16 protein-coding genes are annotated in these 17,309 nt (G+C 28.0%); 7 read left to right on the forward strand and 9 right to left on the reverse strand.

What is annotated here, in order from left to right:
• The 4 genes from gnd (at position 1) to ACPKM0_RS12690 (ending at position 4,641) form a co-directional block, all read left to right on the forward strand.
• Positions 1–1,455, forward strand: coding sequence for a decarboxylating NADP(+)-dependent phosphogluconate dehydrogenase (gene gnd / locus ACPKM0_RS12675; protein WP_472476486.1), 1,455 nt, complete (start codon positions 1–3; stop codon positions 1,453–1,455).
• A gap of 349 nt (positions 1,456–1,804) precedes the next feature.
• Positions 1,805–2,659: a sce7726 family protein gene (locus tag ACPKM0_RS12680; RefSeq protein ID WP_472476488.1), complete on the forward strand. Its 855-nt coding sequence runs from the start codon at positions 1,805–1,807 to the stop codon at positions 2,657–2,659.
• Position 2,660: 1 nt separating this feature from the next.
• Positions 2,661–3,578: a sce7725 family protein gene (locus tag ACPKM0_RS12685; protein WP_472476489.1), complete on the forward strand. Its 918-nt coding sequence runs from the start codon at positions 2,661–2,663 to the stop codon at positions 3,576–3,578.
• Entirely contained in the window at positions 3,565–4,641 is a 1,077-nt protein-coding gene (locus ACPKM0_RS12690; RefSeq protein ID WP_472476491.1) for an RES family NAD+ phosphorylase, read from the forward strand. The genes ACPKM0_RS12685 and ACPKM0_RS12690 overlap by 14 nt, the downstream gene beginning before the upstream one ends.
• 305 nt (positions 4,642–4,946) lie before the next feature.
• Here ACPKM0_RS12690 and ACPKM0_RS12695 read toward each other — a convergent pair whose 3' ends face one another.
• From ACPKM0_RS12695 to ACPKM0_RS12730, 8 genes are all read right to left on the reverse strand, one after another.
• Complete coding sequence (locus ACPKM0_RS12695) at positions 4,947–5,924, reverse strand: ADP-ribosylglycohydrolase family protein (protein ID WP_472476493.1); 978 nt, start codon at positions 5,922–5,924, stop codon at positions 4,947–4,949.
• A gap of 9 nt (positions 5,925–5,933) precedes the next feature.
• A complete protein-coding gene (locus ACPKM0_RS12700) occupies positions 5,934–8,036 on the reverse strand; it encodes an ADP-ribosylglycohydrolase family protein (RefSeq protein WP_472476495.1) in 2,103 nt (700 codons plus the stop codon).
• Between the two features lie 70 nt (positions 8,037–8,106).
• A complete protein-coding gene (locus ACPKM0_RS12705; protein ID WP_472476497.1) occupies positions 8,107–9,576 on the reverse strand; it encodes an extracellular solute-binding protein in 1,470 nt (489 codons plus the stop codon).
• A gap of 22 nt (positions 9,577–9,598) precedes the next feature.
• Entirely contained in the window at positions 9,599–10,486 is an 888-nt protein-coding gene (locus ACPKM0_RS12710) for a carbohydrate ABC transporter permease (RefSeq protein WP_472476499.1), read from the reverse strand.
• 1 nt (position 10,487) lies between these two features.
• The gene (locus ACPKM0_RS12715) at positions 10,488–11,411 is read right to left on the reverse strand and encodes an ABC transporter permease (RefSeq protein ID WP_472476500.1); all 924 of its coding nucleotides are present in this window, start codon (positions 11,409–11,411) and stop codon (positions 10,488–10,490) included.
• A 10-nt stretch (positions 11,412–11,421) separates the two neighbouring features.
• Complete coding sequence (locus ACPKM0_RS12720; protein ID WP_472476502.1) at positions 11,422–11,736, reverse strand: DUF4387 domain-containing protein; 315 nt, start codon at positions 11,734–11,736, stop codon at positions 11,422–11,424.
• The gene (locus ACPKM0_RS12725) at positions 11,736–13,103 is read right to left on the reverse strand and encodes an acyclic terpene utilization AtuA family protein (protein WP_472476504.1); all 1,368 of its coding nucleotides are present in this window, start codon (positions 13,101–13,103) and stop codon (positions 11,736–11,738) included. The genes ACPKM0_RS12720 and ACPKM0_RS12725 overlap by 1 nt, the downstream gene beginning before the upstream one ends.
• 14 nt (positions 13,104–13,117) lie before the next feature.
• Positions 13,118–14,122 carry a LacI family DNA-binding transcriptional regulator gene (locus ACPKM0_RS12730; RefSeq protein WP_472476505.1) on the reverse strand — a complete coding sequence of 335 codons (1,005 nt, stop codon included), beginning with the start codon at positions 14,120–14,122 and terminating at the stop codon, positions 13,118–13,120.
• A 226-nt stretch (positions 14,123–14,348) separates the two neighbouring features.
• On the opposite strand from ACPKM0_RS12730, the gene ACPKM0_RS12735 reads away from it, so the two are divergent.
• Positions 14,349–15,224, forward strand: a complete 876-nt coding sequence (locus tag ACPKM0_RS12735) for an alpha/beta hydrolase family protein (protein ID WP_472476507.1) — start codon at positions 14,349–14,351, stop codon at positions 15,222–15,224.
• 145 nt (positions 15,225–15,369) lie between these two features.
• Here ACPKM0_RS12735 and ACPKM0_RS12740 read toward each other — a convergent pair whose 3' ends face one another.
• On the reverse strand, positions 15,370–15,690 hold the full coding sequence (locus ACPKM0_RS12740; RefSeq protein WP_472476509.1) for a hypothetical protein: 321 nt from the start codon (positions 15,688–15,690) through the stop codon (positions 15,370–15,372).
• A 209-nt stretch (positions 15,691–15,899) separates the two neighbouring features.
• On the opposite strand from ACPKM0_RS12740, the gene ACPKM0_RS12745 reads away from it, so the two are divergent.
• Together ACPKM0_RS12745 and ACPKM0_RS12750 are read left to right on the forward strand one after the other, a co-directional pair.
• Entirely contained in the window at positions 15,900–16,700 is an 801-nt protein-coding gene (locus ACPKM0_RS12745; protein ID WP_472476511.1) for a hypothetical protein, read from the forward strand.
• A 67-nt stretch (positions 16,701–16,767) separates the two neighbouring features.
• Positions 16,768–17,283 (forward strand): cysteine hydrolase family protein, encoded by a 516-nt coding sequence (locus tag ACPKM0_RS12750; RefSeq protein WP_472476513.1) that lies wholly within the window; start codon positions 16,768–16,770, stop codon positions 17,281–17,283.
• Positions 17,284–17,309: the final 26 nt, after the last annotated feature.

The following is a 17,309-nucleotide window of genomic DNA, read 5'->3' on the forward strand; positions in this document are numbered from 1 at the left end:
ATGAATAATAAAGCAAATATTGGTTTAATAGGATTAGCTGTGATGGGTGAGAATCTAGTTATGAATATGGAATCTAAAGGCTATACAGTGGCTGTATATAATAGGACTATTAAAAAAGTTGATAATTTTATTAATAATAGAGCCAAAGATAAAAATATAATTGGAACCTATAGTTTAAAAGAATTGGTTTCAAAAGTTGAATCTCCTAGAAAAATAATGTTCTTAGTAAAAGCTGGAGATCCAGTTGATAATTTAATAAATCAGTTAATTCCATTATTAGATAAAGAAGATATTATAATAGATGGTGGAAATAGTTACTTTGTCGATACAATTAGAAGAACTAAGCTTGTTGAAGAGAAAGGTTTGTACTATATAGGCACAGGAGTATCCGGTGGAGAAGAAGGTGCTCTAAAAGGACCTAGCATGATGCCGGGTGGATCTTATAAAGCTTGGGTACAAGTTAAAGATATATTGCAAAATATTAGTGCAAAGGTTGAAGATGGTTCTCCTTGTTGTGATTGGGTTGGAGATAATGGAGCTGGGCATTTTGTAAAAATGGTTCACAATGGTATAGAATACGGTGATATGCAATTAATATGTGAAGCTTATAGCTTGATGAAAAATGTTTTGCAATTGAATAATGATGAATTACAAAAGATATTTTCTGATTGGAATAAAACTGAATTAAATAGCTATTTAATTGAAATTACAGCTGATATATTATCGCATAAGGAAGAAGATGGTTCTTATACTATTGATAGTATACTTGATACAGCTGGGCAAAAGGGAACAGGTAAGTGGACTGGAATATCATCATTAAATGAAGGCGTTCCACTAACATTAATAAGTGAAGCTGTGTTTGCAAGATATATTTCAGCTATGAAAGATCAGCGTGTAATAGCATCTAGTAAATTTAATAAACCTCAATTTTCTTATGATGGAAATAAAAAAGAATTTATAGAAAAAATAAAAAATGCTCTTTTAGTTTCTAAATTAATTTCATATGCTCAAGGTTTTTCACTTATGATGTCTGCAGCTAATACTTATAATTGGGATTTAAATTATGGTTCTATTGCTCTTATGTGGAGAGGTGGTTGTATAATAAGATCTACTTTTTTAAAGAAAATTAAAGAAGCTTTTGATAAAGATCCTAAATTACATAATTTAATTTTAGATTCATATTTTTCATCAATATTGAATAAATATAGCAATGATTGGAGAGAAGTAGTATCAGTTGCAATAAAAAATGGAATAGCAGTACCTACATTCTCATCAGCATTAAGTTATTTTGATGGATATACTAGTGAATCATTACCAGCTAATTTATTACAAGCTCAAAGGGATTATTTTGGAGCACATACATATGAACGCATAGATGAAGAAAGGGGAAATTTCTTCCATACTAATTGGACAGGAGAAGGTGGTGATACAGCTTCATCAACTTATAATGCATAATTGTTGATTGGATTAAATAAATTCCTTTTGTTGATTAAAGTTAAGTGTGTTAGTTATTGTAGAACGTAATTTGCACACTTTTTCTATATATTTAGAGAATAGAATATATTCATAATTAATCTTACTAATTCTATTATTTTGTTTTTTTTTAATCTGGTTTATTTTTCCTGTAAGTAATATATTTTTTCCTTTTGCCGAGTAACTCATCTTATTATCTGTTATTAAGTTATTGATAATATCAATAAGAGATTTATTTTGTTAATATTTTTAGAAATTATTATATGGTTTTAAATGCAAAAGTCTAATAAAAGTAGTATATTTATATTAGTAGAAAGAGGTTTTGTGAGAGATGAATGAACTATATATTATTAATAAATTATTTACCCAAAATAATTTTTCAAATCTTTTAAATAATAATTATTCTAATAAAATTTATGATTGTATTATAAATGATATAGTTCAAATAGATAAACAAGAGTTTATTGATAATCAAAAAGCAATAAACCTTATATATAAATATATGGCTAAGAACTATAGAAATGAATATTTTTATCAAAATACGTTGTTTAATAAACTTCTTTTAGGAAGGCATAGTTTAAATACTACCGCTGCAATTTCCCAACTACCTATTAATAAATCTATAGCTGATTATATTATGATAAATGGTAAAGCTGTTGTGTATGAAATAAAAACTGAATTAGATAGTTTTAACAGATTAAAAACACAACTTAATGATTATCAAAGAGCTTTCAATAATATTTGTGTTGTAACTTGTGAGCAAAATTATAGTAAGCTAGAAAGCTTACTTAAAGAAACTGATATTGGTATATATGTACTATCAGATAATAATACTCTGCAATATAGAAAAAAATATGTGGAAAATAATAATTATTTAGATTATAGAACAATCTTTAACATCTTACGAAAAAAAGAATATGAAAGAATAATAAAAGACTATTATCAAAAATTACCTAAAACATCTCAAGTAAAATATTATGATGCTTGTTTGAAAGCTATAAAAGCAATACCTATGAATATATTTTATAGTGAATTTATTAAAATTTTAAAACAAAGAAACAAAATTGATCAAGACAAATTTGATCAAATTCCTTATGAATTAAAATCTTTAGTGTATTTTTCTGATAGAAAAAAAGTCGATTTTCAGCAATTATCATCTTTTTTATCCAATAATAGGAGTATGTAAAATGTATTTTCCATATTTTAGAGGAAGACAAAACGAATTATTAGCATTAAGAGAGTTAGTTAATAATGAGTTGTTAAGTGAAAGTATATTACCAATTATAGAACCAATATCTATTTCTTCAACTTTAATGTTAACTATTGAAGCGTTTATAAATAAACAAAAAAGAATAGGAATTGTCTTTAATCCAAGTGTAGGTAATCTCTGTTCAAGAAATCTTGCAGAATTTCAAGACAATGAAAGATTTTATAAATTAGTAAATTCTTCTTTACTTTTGAAAACTGTACTATTAGATGGAAATAATATTGATGAAGAATGTGAATATAATATAGCAATTTTGAAAAATAAGGATAATTTACAAAAATATTTTATATTAACAGAGAAAATTAACTTTACTTATTTATTAATCCCTGATGAAAGTTCTATCAGAAGAAAAATTACTAAAGAAACAATACTACTAGAAGATCATTTTAATAAAGCTACAAAAAATTCAGAATACTTAAAAAAAGAGGATGAATTTTTTTCAGATGATATTTTTTATTATAAAGAAGAGAAATATAAAGGTTTTGGTGATTATTCAATTATTGGAGATGAGTTTTCTACATCAGGTTTTGCTCCTTACGCAATAGCTATTCATATAATATATTTGAGTGATAAAGAATTAAGAATACATCATTTTGTTTCTGATTCTAATAATGGGATTGAAAATCCAGCAGGGAAATATTATGAAGCAGTACAAAAATTAACTATATGGGCAAAAACAAAAAATATTGATAAAACTATGGGGTTATCATTTTTTATGAAATCTTATGCAAATGAAACTTATCATGGCTTAGGTATTATTAAAAAATATTCTATAATGCATCATCTTGAACTAATTTCTAAAATATTAGAAAGAACTAAAACTAATGAATTGCTGTAATCATTGTTTTAAAGATTCACAAATTGTTTCGATAATAGAAAGTTATAATAATAAAGGTGATTGTGATATTTGTAAAAGAAGAAATGTTAACATTGTCGATATAACTGAGTTGTGTGAAATAAAAAATTATCTTCAAGATTTTATAGAAACATATGAATATATAGATAATGATAATAAATCTGAGGTGCCGTCAAAAGATTTACTAAGTATTCTTATAGACGATTGGAATATTTTTAATTTAACAAAAGTTGAACTTAGAGTACTTTTAAAAGAATTCTTTCCAGAATGGGAAACTGAAGATATATTTGATAAATCAAAAAGATATATAATAAAAGATTTATTTGATATTTCTTATAAAGAAAAAAATGAAATTATCAAAGATAGTAAATGGAATAATTTTGTTAGAGAGATTAAATATGAAAATAGATATCATTCAAAACAATTTAATAATGAAGCATTTATGAATATATTAAGTTCATTATCAACTAATTTATCAGAAGGGATGTCTTTTTATCGAGGAAGAATTTGGGAAACTCCTAATCCTTTTAATAAAGAAGAAATGGGTCCCCCTCCTAAAAAATATACAAGAAATGGTAGAGTAAATTCTGAAGGGGTTCAAATATTATATTTAAGTGATTCTGAACAGACTGTAAAATATGAAATACGTTCACATTTATATGATTGTATTACTATTGGAAAATTTATTTTACTTCAAGATATTAACATAATTGATTTAACTAAAATAAAAGGAATTAGTCCATTTTTTACGGAAGAGATTCGAGAGTTTACAAAATATTTAGCTTTAAATAAATTAAATTTAGAGGATATTGAATCCCATATTTCTAAACCTCATAATAGATCTGATAGTAATTTAGACTATTTACCAACTCAATACATTGCTGATTTGATTAAAAGTCAAGGAGATTTTGAAGGAATAAAATATAAAAGTACTTTATTTGAAAATGGATATAATGTTGCTATTTTTAATTCTTCTATATTTAAATGTGTTGAAATAAAAAATATTGAAATAGATTTTATAGAGTATAATAGTAAAACTTTATAAATATTTAATTAGAAGAATGGATAAAGTTGGATTCTTTTTAATATAGTCTGGATAATTAATTTCGTTATGATGTAACTTTTTATATAATAGCGTTTATCTTATTTATCATATGTTTTGATTATAAAATTGTAACGAAGATAGTAATAAAAATTTGATATCAAGTCATAACTTGAATTAAATAAATTGTAAGCTTTTGATTTTAAATAATTATATTTCTCACTTTATAAGTATTGATTATTACCTAATTTTTAGAGAGTATGATTTCATACTCTCTATATTACAATGTTATTAAATTAAATTAGGTTTTATATCAATTCAGCTAATTGTTTACCCATTTCTATTACATCAATTCCTTTAGTAAATTGTAGACAAGTTCCACTTGGATATCTTGTTTTTTGAACCCACTTATCAGGGATAGATTCAATACCATATTTAGCTCCAAGTATTGCCCCAGCAACAGCTCCAATAGTATCAGCATCACGTGCATAATTCCCAGCTAGAATTACTCCTTTTTTGAAGGAAGAATGTTCCATTTTTAAGCATGCAAATGCTGCTGGTATAGCTTCAGCTGTTGTAGCCCAGGTACTAGTAATTAGCTCATCATGAAGAGGCATCCAAGCATCGATTATATCTTTTCCTTCAACTATTTCCATAGCTTTTGTCATAGAATAATATAACCAACTTTCTTTAGGGATAACTGAAATTGATTTTTCAAATATTTCATCCCAAGTAGCATCTACCATAGCAAGGGATACGGCTATTGCTACAGCTTGAGCACCCCATATTCCATCTCTAAAATGACTAATTTCAGCATCTGTTTTAGCAAGTCTTAAAGCCTTTTCCTCTTGTCCTGCACATACAATTCCAACAGGTGGAATTCTCATTGCAGTTCCATCACTCATATGAAAAGTATTAAATTTACCACTAAGTGGTGGTAATAATCCTTTTTTTAAATTTTCAGCAGCTCTAATTTCACTTTTACCACCACGTTTAAATTCGTCTTGAACAACTACATCTTCCATCCATGCTTTTACTACATCATCGCTAGTAAAATCACCTTTTGTGTTAATAAGCGTTTTAGCTGTAAGTAAGGCAAATTCTGTATCATCAGTACTCCAAGCGGCTCCTGAGTTGAAATCCATGGTAATGCCATAGTTTTCTCTATTTGATTGCATGCGGGCTGCATCACCGAAGCTATCACCTATTGCTAACCCAGATAATGCTCCACAAGCTCGACTTTCTCTAAGTTCTTTATTTTCTCTTAATGCTTTTAGTGTTAGCATTTCTTTCTCCTATAATTCTTTGATTGATAAAGTATTAAATGATGTTCTACCACCGTCTTGCATACTAAGGCCAACCATGCCGTATTTGTATAAATCATCTTCACAAGTTAATTCTAGATTATTATCTAGATATAAAGATAAATTGTTATTTTCTATTTTAAATTTCAAACTATATTTAGTATCTTTTGTTATAATAAAGTCTTTACTGTTTATTATTTCAAATTTACCATTAACAGTTTTTCCAATTACTAGTTGATCTTTATAAAAACCGCCGTAATAACCTCTTTGAGCACCTTGTACTCTAAGAGCTAATAACCCACAGTTACCACTTTCGATTTTAAGTGAATTAGATATTTCAACTTCTTTTGTAAAATAATTGCCTACTAAGGCTTCACCATGATTTAAACACATTACATTAAGGTAGTTATCCTCTATGTCCCAAGCTCCATGGTTAATGGTAAAGGGAGTAATAGTTCTAAATTCAGGTGTTTGTTTATCCATTTCTATTTTGTAGTTAGCTTTACCTTTGATACAGAAATCATCTAAGTATAAAAAGCCATAATCGTATGCTCTAATTCTAGAGTTAGATTCTAAACTAATACCTATTTCATCACAAACAGCACCATCTAAATCAGGAATTGTAAATTCTATCTTAGTCCAAGTTTTTTCACTTAATGTGATACCTTTATCATAGACTATCTCTTTAGTTGTACTGTTTCTAACATAAGGAACTACTATAAAATCGGATGCACCGGAAAATTTATCACTGAAAATATACATACTCACAGTTTGACCACTGTATGCAGTAGGGGAGAAAGCAGGAGAGTATCTCTCATCATCAAAATCTTCTCGTCTATAGAAGTTTTTGTAATAAATTCTACTTTTTTCACCTCTTTTCATCCTATCGTATGTTATTCTTAAGCTTCCCTTTCCACTATGGGCAAATTCAGTTGAGTGTTTAATTTTGGTTTGATTTAAATTAGATACTCTAAATCCATGAGTTGAACCTGGTAGTTCAAAGTCAAAATTTATTTCTCCATCAACAGTTTTACAAAGGGTAGGTACTTCTTCATTATTAAGTTTATAAGCCCAACTTACTAAGTATTTAACATAAGATGGAATATCGAGAGTATTTAAATATCCACTTATTCCGCTTAAAACTATAAAATCATTTATAGGTTTTCTATAGTTTTCTCTTATTTTATCTAGGCCATTACTTACACCTAAGATTGATCCTACATTTCCGGCATTACAGTCAGTATCCCAACCTGCCATTGTAGCAATTTCTAAAGCTTCATTTACATCTTTTGCATAGAGCATAGCCATTATGCAAACACCTGCATTAGGTATTATATGGCATACGCCTTTATATTTATCATAACCCCAATTCTCTTGTAGATATAATAAACAATCTCTCCAATTATCACTTTTGGTTTTATGAAATTTAATTACGGAATTAACAACCTTTGCATATATACTAGTTTTTGGAATGTATTTTAAGCCTTCGTTTATAATTTCTTTAATATCACTAGTATTATAAGCTTCAGCAATACATGCTGCTATAAAAGCAGCACCATTTAAACCTTCTCCGTCATGAGAAATGCTTGCAGCTATTTTAGCATATTCGCTTGCTTTTTTAGGATTACCAGGCCAAATAAATCCCCAAGTATCTATAAAGATTTGACCACCTATTTGCTCAGCTCTTGTTTTACCGTTGACTTCGATACTTCCACTTTTATTAGGGGAAATTCCATTTTTTAGGTTTAGATATGCAGTGTGTTCTGTTGAAACACCGTATCCACCCCACCAAAACATACCAATTTCTTCTCTAGCGTAGTTTAACCAAGCTTGACCAACAGCCTCTTTTGTAAGTCCCTTTCTATAATCACTATCATCAAGAGATCTAAGAAAATAAACTGGTCCATTTACATCATCATCAGCTGCAAAGTTCTTAAAGTTTTTAACATAATCAGTAATTGTCCCATAAGCTCTTTGAATTCTATCTGATGTCCAAACTGTTGGCTCTACTGGGGCACCAAGACGAATACCAATATTCATAGCTAAGAACCCCGCATAGGTTTTATCAATTAATTCTTCTAAATTAAATTTCATATTTCCTCTTATAATTCTTATCTCTATCTTTTTTTAGTAAAGATAGAGAAGAATTAATAATTATTAAATTTTAGTCTAATACAGTAGCAAGATATTCACTAATTTTAGTTCCACCTGCTGCATTCCATTTTTCAACGAATTCATCAAAACTATCTATACTCTTTTCACCACGGATAATAGCTGTTGAATATTCTGTATATAATTTATCCATAGCATCTTTTAATGGTAATAGTTCATCTGGTAAAATCACATTAGTATCTGCTGCATAATAATCACTCATCATATCTAGAGATGTAATGCCAGCTTCACTCATAACAGCTCCACTAACTTCAGAAGTATTTAATCCGTTTAATGTATCCCAGAAACGAGCCCACCATTGAGAAAAGTTATCAGTTAATTCGATAGTGCCATCAGCTTTAGTTACATGATGCATACCTTCAATTCCTAATTTATCAATTGCTCTACCTTCTTCACTTGCCATGTAGTCTAGTACTGCAAAAGCAGCATCTTTAACAGGAGAATCTACATTGATTGCAAAGCCGCGACTTTCCTTTGTTACATCAACACTGATATAAGATTGATCTACACCAGTTGCAGGTGGAAGAACAACTAGTTTTGTGTTTTCTCCGTTTGTTTGAACCATTTTATTATTATAGATATTTATAACAGCACCAGATGTTCCACAAATCATGCCTGAGTCCCCATCATAGAAAGCTTTTTCTTTAGTATCCCATTGTTTAGTTATATAGTTTTTATCTAGTAAACCATCTTTATAAAGTTTTGCATAATAAGCTAGTTTATTTTTTTCAGATTCAGTTGCTTTTGAATAAACCCAAACACCATTTTCTTTAGTAATGGTTGAATTTACTCCGAAAGCATGATTAAATACAGAATTGAGTTTTAAAATAGTTCCATCTGTTGTTAGTGGCCAAGGACATAGTCCTGTATCTTTCATTTCTTTAAGGAAGTTGTAGTAATTTTCAGGTGTTGGATTTTCAATTAATGATTTAGAAGTTGATAATTGATTAAACCAGTCTTCTCTTACTACAGGTACACTAACTCTAGGTGGAGCTAACCATAATAGATAAGGATAATTTTTCATTCTTTCAGTATTATGAGGATCCATAATATCTTTAATATTTTCTGATGAAGCAATATATGGTGTTAAATCTTCTAAAAGACCTTCTTGTGCAATTGGTAAATCACCACCTTGGAAATAAACTAAATCAGGATCAATTTGTCCAGTTCTAAATGCAATAGGTACTACAGTTTTGTATGAACCTGATGGAGCATTTAAAATTTCAAGGTTTATATATTTACCTTCTTTAGCTAATCCTTCTTCAATTGCTTCAATCATTTCAGCATTACCAGCATCATCAGGATTTACATCTTTACATAAATAAGTAACAGTTACAGGATTCTCTTTAGTACCATAAATGTTTTCTGCTTCACTTTGAGTATCTTCTTTTGCACCACTTGCAAAAGCAAAATTCATTGTTATTGCTGATATCATAAGAGCAATAATTAATCTTTTTTTCATAAAACTACCTCCGTTTATTGTTTTATTCTTTTATTGAACCAGCAAGTGCATCTTTAGTGTAATATTTAAGCACTACTGGATAAATTACTAATATAGGGATGATTGCAACAACTATTGTTGCAGCTTTTAGTGCACTATAATCAACTTTAGCCAAATCATTATAGTTAAAGACATTTTGTTGACCTATTAATGTTACTGTATCTCCGAGAACTACAAATTGCCTTAAAATAACTTGTAATACCGTATCTTTTTGATTAAGGATATATATACTAGCTTTGAAGTATTCATTCCATCTTACAACAGAGTAGAACATAGTAATTGTTGCAATTCCTGCAGAAGATAAAGGAGCTATTATTTTAGTTAGCATATTTACATGGTTTAAGCCATCTAATTTTCCAGCTTCAATTATATCTTTTGGAACATTTTCAAAATATCTCATCATAATTACTAAGTAATAAACATTAACACTTGTTATCAATATTACGGACCATCTTGACCCCATAAGTCCTAAGGACTGAACAACTAAGTATTCAGGAACTAGACCAGGATCAAATAACATCATAATAATTAAAAAGACCATTATTGGTTTTTTTAATGTTAAATGTTCTCTAGTTAGAGCATAAGCAGCTAAGCTAGTTAATGAAATATTTATAATTGTACCTATTACTGTTATAAATATGGAGTTAAATACAGATCTAATTAGAACAGGGTGATTAAAGACTATTCTATAATTTATTGTATCAAAATCTTTAGGTACTATTCTAAGTCCACTCATTGAAGCTGAAGCCTCAGGTGAAGATAAAGATATAGCTAATATGTTTAATAAAGGAATAATCATAGTAAGTGCAACTAATACTAGAAGAATAGTCAATATTATTTGTGGGATTGTTATCTTTTTGTATACTTTCATCTTACCAAACTCCTTTACCAGTTAGTTTTTTAGAAGTGAAATGAGTAAATAGAACTAAGAATACTCCGACTACACCTTTAATTAAGCTAACAGCTGTTGCAATTGAATATTGTCCTGATTGAATACCTATTCTATAGATATAAGTATCTAAGATATCTATTGATGATAATACAGCATCATTTGAAAAGTTTAGAACTTGGTCAAATCCAGCATTTAAGAAGAAACCTAGATTTAATATAAACATTGTTACCATAGGAACAACAAGGGCTGGTAAAATAATTGATTTAATCATTTGCCATCTTGATGCACCATCTATTTGTGCAGCTTCATAAAGGGAAGGGTTAATTGCAATTATTGCTGTAAAATAAATTATAGAATCCCAACCAAGAGACCTCCATCCTTCACAGAAATATAATACCCATTTAATCCAAGCTCTACTTGTCATAAAATCAATTGATTCGCCTAAACCAAATTTGTGTAAAATTTGGTTAACGCTACCATCAACAGATAGCATTGAAATCCAAACTCCTGCTATTACAATCCATGATAGAAAGTGTGGTAAATATGAAATGATTTGAACTGCTTTTCTTGTTCTTCTAGATCTTAATTCATTTAATAGAATTGCAAATATAGGAAAAGCTGGGAATAGCAATATATATTTCATAAAACTGATTGTTAAAGTGTTTTTTATAATTTGGATAAAATCAGGTGATGAAAATATCATTTTAAAATATTTTAGTCCTACAAATGTCCAAGCTGATCTTGAACTGTATTTGTAAAAGGCAAGCCTCATATTAAATATAGGGAAGACTCTAAATATAATGAAAAATAATATAGTTGGAAAAAGCATTAGATATAATACTCTTTCACTTTTTAACTGTTTTAGTAATTTTTCTCTCTTAATTTTTTTATTAATATCTTTCATATCTTTAACCTTAAGGGATTATTATATCGAGTAGGGGAGCATGTTGTTGAGCGCCATATACATCTCTATCAAAACACGTCCCACTTGAAATCTTTCTATTCATTGTTATTTTTATTCCCATTGCTCTATCGAAAAAAATAATATCTATAATTTCTTCTTCATCTAAATTATAGAGTTTTGAAATATAGCTTTTTGTAAAAATATTAGTATTTTTAACTTTTTCATAATTTTTATAATTATCAAATAAAACATCTATAGTAATTTGAAAAGGTCCACTATTCTTACTTCTTAATACTTTTGCTAAGTCTTTTAGATATATACTCATTATTTTGTTCTCCTTATTTCAATTGGGAATAAGGAAGATGGATCATTTACACTCATTAGATGATATACTGAAAATTCAAATACTGGACCAAATTCAACATCACTAGGTGCAAAAGGAAAAGCTAGATTCCCTGCAGTAGATTTTCTTCCTATATAACCATAGTGCATAAAGGTTGATCTAAGAGATGCACAAATAGCAGATGCTAAATCTTGAGTTTTTGCAACTACTTCAAACATAACGCCTAATTCATGAGAATTTGAATTATTAGTCTCTAAATCTCCCATAACACCGTTTTTACCATAATTGTAAAATTCTATTTTATAACTATCATTATCTACTTCACTGTATTGTGTAATAACACTTTCTTTTACTAATTCTTCTACTTCTTCTATTTGTTTAATTAATAAAGGATCTCTTACTCCGGCTATTACAAAAGTCCTATATGCTACTTTTCTAGCACCTTCTAATTTAATTTTATAGATATCTGTTTTAGTTAATTTGCTACCTTTTACTCTAACTCTGTTATCATCTATTTTGATAAATTCACATTCACTTAAATCTTGTATAATTCCAGGTCCATGTAATAAGTAAGGGTGATCTTTTTCATAAAAAGTGTGAGCGGCTACGCTTGTAGGAGAGCATTTTCTTTTCTTATTGGGGGCAAAAATATCGAAATAATCTTTATGTAGTTCTCCCATCATACAATCTTTTGTAGTTCCAGGGTCGCAGCATAGTGCGCCACATTCTAATATTTTACCTAAATGATAAGAAAGAGCGGGGTCAAATCCTTTAGAAATTCCAAAAGCTGCAAATATTGCAGGATCGTAGGCTCGACCACATATAATTATTTGAGCTCCCGTTTCTATAGCTTTAATAATTGGTTCTACACCCATTTGAGCAACAACGCCATTGGTATTAACTAATGTATCATTATCTAAAGGTTTAATATTACTTCCTAAAGGCTCAACTTTATTGTTTTTTATATTATCTTTGATTAAATTTTTATCTATATCAGCATAGATAACAGCTTGTTTCATTTTATATAATTTATTTTCTCTAATTATTTCATCAACAATATTTAGTGTCCAATTAACATGAGAAATTGCACCACTACCTCCACTTGAGCCAACAATTAAGGGTATGTTTAGTTTTTTAGCACCATTAATTAGTCTTGATAAATCTTTTTTACATGCAGTTTTACTAACTATTGCAACATTTGCACCTAATTTATGTGGTCCAGCATCTGTTGACCCTGCGTCTACTATTATTGCATCTGGTCCCATTTTTAATCCTTCTTCAAAGGATTCAGTTGGAAAGCCATATCCCAGGATTCCACAAGGGGATAGTATTTTAATCGAGTTTTTCATGTTTCTTCCAAATATTATTTATTTATATTTTCTACTGTTTCTCTAATAATTAGATTAACGGGTAGTTTATAGTTATTATTTACATTTTTGCCATTAATTACGTTAATAATAGCTTCTGCAGCTTTTTCTCCAATTTCACGCTTTGGCTTTGCTATAGTAGTTAGTTTTGGGTATACAATAGATGAAATTGGAATATCATCAACTCCAATTATTGATAAATCCTCAGGTATTTTTATATCTAATTTTCTACTTTCATTTATTAATCCAATAGCGATTAAATCATTACCAGCTAGTATTGCAGTAGGTGGATTGTCCATTATAGATATGGAGGTAGCTAAAGAGATTCCTCCTTTCATGCTGTATTCTACAGAGAAATAATAATTGTCATTAAATTCAATGTTTTTAGATTCTAAAAATTGATTATATACTGATAGTCTATTTTCTATTTTCTTTGATTGTTTTGTATCAGTGTGAGAAGCTACTATACCAATTTTTCTGTGACCATTTTCATATAAATATTCTAAAGCTTCTCTTATTCCTTCTAGAGTGTTGGAACCAACTCTTGTGTAAGGGGAGTGAAGATATGCATTTCCAAGTAATACTATTGGTATTTTAATATCTTTTAGTCTGTTTATTGATGAAGAATATGTATTGATTAGTATACCATCAACTCCTTTTGTTAATGCTAAATCTAAATATTTAGTATAGTTGTCTTCTTCCCAATCTGTATTTACTAATATAAGGCTGTAACCTTTTTTCTCAAGATAATCTTGTGCACCTCTTGCTACCTCAGCCCAGAAATTATTTGTTATATCAGGAATAATTAATATAATTGTTTTTGTTTGATTAGTTCTAAGAGATGATGCAATTGAGTTTTTTACATATCCTAATTCTTTTGCAGCTTTCTCAACTTTTTCTTTTGTTTTAGCACTGACTCCATAAGAGTTACCACTTAAAACTCTACTTACTGTACTTTTTGATACATTAGCTAATTTTGCAACATCTAAAATAGAATACATAAATAAAACCATTTCCTTTTTTAGTTTTGGGAACGTTCCCAAAAATTATTATATCACAAGTTTGTTATTTTGCAAGAATTATTTATTATAAAAAAAATGAAGGTAATATGGTTGTTAACAATAATATGTTGATAGAAAACATACAAAAATAAAGATAAAATTGTATGAAAAAATCATATTGAATTTTAATTCTAAATATTCTAAGTTGAATATAGGAGAGTAATTTATGAAAAAGAATATTCTAATTTTAACAAGTATTATTTTATTGTTAATGAGTGGTTGTATGAGTACAAAAGTTAATATTGAACCTAGAGAAACTATTACTGAAGAAGTAGTTGTAATTGAATCTGATGGTATTCAAATTCCAGGTATTTTAACTTTACCAAAAGGTGAATCCCCTGTTGCTGTAGTAATTATGGAACATGGTACAGGTAGTAATAAAGATGAAGCAGGTGATGGTTATAAAATGTTAGCTCCTAAGTTAGCTGAAGAAGGGATAGCTTCATACCGTTTTGATTTCCCAGGTAGTGGAGACAGTAAAGCTTCTTATTTATTATATACTAATGAAGAAGCTATTAGAGAAACACAAGCTGTTGCTGACTATTTAGGTGAAATGGATGAAATTGATGCTTCAAGAATAGGTTTATTAGGTTGGTCACAAGGCGGTACTGATGTTTTATTAGCTGCAAGTGGTAATGATACTTATAAAAGTGTTGCAACTTGGGCTGGTGCATTAATTATTGGAGATATGGCTAGTGAAGAAATGAGAGCTGAAGCTGATAAAACGGGTCAAACACAAATGGAGTTTGGTTGGAGAGATCCTTTACCTTTATCAAAAGAATGGATTGATCAAGCAGATAATATGGATGTTTTAGAATATGCATCAAAGATTAAAGCTCCAATTGGATCTTTCCATGGTACCGAAGATAATACAGTCCCTTTCTCTGATAGTGAAAAAGTTCAAAAATTAAGTACTAATGAAATGAGTAAATTGATTCCAATTGAAGGTGCAGATCATACTTATTTAATCTTTACTGGTGATTTAACTAAATATTATGAATTAAGAGACAAAACTGTAGATTGGTTTGTTGAAACTTTATAAGAAGAATATAAAAAATCCCTATTTTGATATTATTCAATTTAGGGATTTTTCTTAAAAGTTATTACAATTAGTTCAATATAAAAGCTCATAACAACTAATTTCTAAATAAGAATTTTAAAAGGAAATTAGCAGTTATAATAATTATTTAATTTACATAATTATATACATTTTCATGTAAATTATTAATCATAACTCTTGGTAGTTTAATTAACATATCATCTTTTGAATCAAAATCAAAAGCTAAAACATGTTTGTTTTTCTCTTTGTCTAAAAAAGGAATCAAGAAAGGTCGTTTACCAATTGGAACTTTAATTGAATTTGGTGCTTTATCTAAATAATCATAAATAATTTCTTTTTTATAACTAAAAAGACCTTTTCCAAAATCAATGTAAAGACTCTTAATATCAGTAAACAAGTTACTATCATCTCTATTAGGCAACATCTCTATTTTTTCTACATAAAACATAATGGTACCTTACCTTTATAACTATATAATCACATGAATATGTTACTAAATGAAATATTCATATGTCAACTATGTTGTAATGAATTTATTATATAATTTTATTATTCTGAAATAAAATTAGATAATTTAGTGTAATAAAATTGATATGCTATACTGAAGAAGTAAATTATTATCTAAAAAAATTAAAAGTTATTAATGAGGGTAAAATTATGATAAATAACGTTAAATTAAATAAACTGTTGTTCTTAATTATTGGAATATCTGCACTTGTTTCTAGTTTTGTGGGAGTCTTTAATACTGAAATATATAATGAAGTAATTAGTAAAGAAATCTTTTTTGGTGTTCTTGCACAAGATGTTGTGTCTTTAGTTGCATCAATAACTTTGATTATTTTAACACTTTTAATAAAAGAAAAAGATTTTAAGAAGCTTATTGTTATTTATGGTATTTTAGGATTTTATATTTATGCATATGGTATTTATGCTATAGAACAAATATATACAAACTTATATTTAATGTATTTGTTTATTTTATCATTTAGTATTTATTCTTTTATAATTAGTTTATCAAGTATAAATAAAGAAAAATTAAATACTCTTAATTTAAATTCTTTTTATTCTAAGCTTACTAGTTTTTATGCAATATTTATTGCAATAATGTTTAACTTTATTTGGATTAGCCAATTGATTCCCTTGATTCATTCTTCTAATCGAATTGAATATACTTTTAGTGTATACATAATTGATTTAGTACTAGTAATGCCTGCTTTTATTATTTTAGCTTTTTTAGTGCTTAGAAAAAAAGCAATTGGGTATTTACTTCTTCCATCTCTTTATATTTTGGGTTTTCTAATTCTTTTCCCTTTAGCTTTATCAGAAGTAATAAAATCAATATTTTTTAATTTGCCTTTTGTTTTTAATGATTTTATTCTCTTTTTTGTATTATCTGTTGTGTTTTTAGTATTTTCAATATTAAGTATAATAAATTTAAAGTTAAGCTTTGATAATTAAAGTTTTTATAAATGTTTGATACTATATGTTAGTAAATTTATTTAATATTTAAGAAGGTTTATTTTATATGAAAGTTTTGTTAGTTATTGATATGCAAAATGATTTTGTTACCGGTGTTCTAGGATCAAAGGAAGCTGTTAATATAGTTGATAAAGTAGTAGAAAGAGTAAAAAACTTTGATGGAAAAGTATTATTTACTAGAGATACTCATGATGATGATTATATGAATACTGAAGAGGGGAAACACCTTCCTGTATCTCACTGTATTAAAAATACTAAGGGTTGGGAAATTGTAGAAAAATTACAACCTTTTATAAAAGAAGAACCTTTTGATAAAGCAACTTTTGGAAGTGTAGAAGTGGAAAAATATTTAAATGAGTTATCAAAGATAGAAAAAATTGAAAGTATTACTTTAGTTGGTCTTTGTACTGATATTTGTGTTATTTCTAACGCTTTACTATTGAAAGCTAATTTCTATAATATTCCAATTTTTGTAGAAGAGAATTTATGTGCAGGTGTTACTATAGAGAGTCATAAAAGAGCGCTTGATGCAATGAAAATGTGTCATATAAATATAATTTAAGATGTTTTGTTGTTTTATTTTTGTTG

Origin of the sequence: Pleomorphochaeta sp., assembly GCF_050031695.1 — a bacterium.
Classification (GTDB): domain Bacteria; phylum Spirochaetota; class Spirochaetia; order Sphaerochaetales; family Sphaerochaetaceae; genus Pleomorphochaeta.

What these genes read in the sequence shown, in the direction of transcription:
- gnd (WP_472476486.1), top strand. Translation starts at nt 1, where the DNA reads ATGAATAATAAAGCAAATATTGGTTTAATAGGATTAGCTGTGATGGGT.
- ACPKM0_RS12680 (WP_472476488.1), top strand. Translation starts at nt 1,805, where the DNA reads ATGAATGAACTATATATTATTAATAAATTATTTACCCAAAATAATTTT.
- ACPKM0_RS12685 (WP_472476489.1), top strand. Translation starts at nt 2,661, where the DNA reads ATGTATTTTCCATATTTTAGAGGAAGACAAAACGAATTATTAGCATTA.
- ACPKM0_RS12690 (WP_472476491.1), top strand. Translation starts at nt 3,565, where the DNA reads ATGAATTGCTGTAATCATTGTTTTAAAGATTCACAAATTGTTTCGATA.
- ACPKM0_RS12695 (WP_472476493.1), bottom strand. Translation starts at nt 5,924, where the DNA reads ATGCTAACACTAAAAGCATTAAGAGAAAATAAAGAACTTAGAGAAAGT.
- ACPKM0_RS12700 (WP_472476495.1), bottom strand. Translation starts at nt 8,036, where the DNA reads ATGAAATTTAATTTAGAAGAATTAATTGATAAAACCTATGCGGGGTTC.
- ACPKM0_RS12705 (WP_472476497.1), bottom strand. Translation starts at nt 9,576, where the DNA reads ATGAAAAAAAGATTAATTATTGCTCTTATGATATCAGCAATAACAATG.
- ACPKM0_RS12710 (WP_472476499.1), bottom strand. Translation starts at nt 10,486, where the DNA reads ATGAAAGTATACAAAAAGATAACAATCCCACAAATAATATTGACTATT.
- ACPKM0_RS12715 (WP_472476500.1), bottom strand. Translation starts at nt 11,411, where the DNA reads ATGAAAGATATTAATAAAAAAATTAAGAGAGAAAAATTACTAAAACAG.
- ACPKM0_RS12720 (WP_472476502.1), bottom strand. Translation starts at nt 11,736, where the DNA reads ATGAGTATATATCTAAAAGACTTAGCAAAAGTATTAAGAAGTAAGAAT.
- ACPKM0_RS12725 (WP_472476504.1), bottom strand. Translation starts at nt 13,103, where the DNA reads ATGAAAAACTCGATTAAAATACTATCCCCTTGTGGAATCCTGGGATAT.
- ACPKM0_RS12730 (WP_472476505.1), bottom strand. Translation starts at nt 14,122, where the DNA reads ATGTATTCTATTTTAGATGTTGCAAAATTAGCTAATGTATCAAAAAGT.
- ACPKM0_RS12735 (WP_472476507.1), top strand. Translation starts at nt 14,349, where the DNA reads ATGAAAAAGAATATTCTAATTTTAACAAGTATTATTTTATTGTTAATG.
- ACPKM0_RS12740 (WP_472476509.1), bottom strand. Translation starts at nt 15,690, where the DNA reads ATGTTTTATGTAGAAAAAATAGAGATGTTGCCTAATAGAGATGATAGT.
- ACPKM0_RS12745 (WP_472476511.1), top strand. Translation starts at nt 15,900, where the DNA reads ATGATAAATAACGTTAAATTAAATAAACTGTTGTTCTTAATTATTGGA.
- ACPKM0_RS12750 (WP_472476513.1), top strand. Translation starts at nt 16,768, where the DNA reads ATGAAAGTTTTGTTAGTTATTGATATGCAAAATGATTTTGTTACCGGT.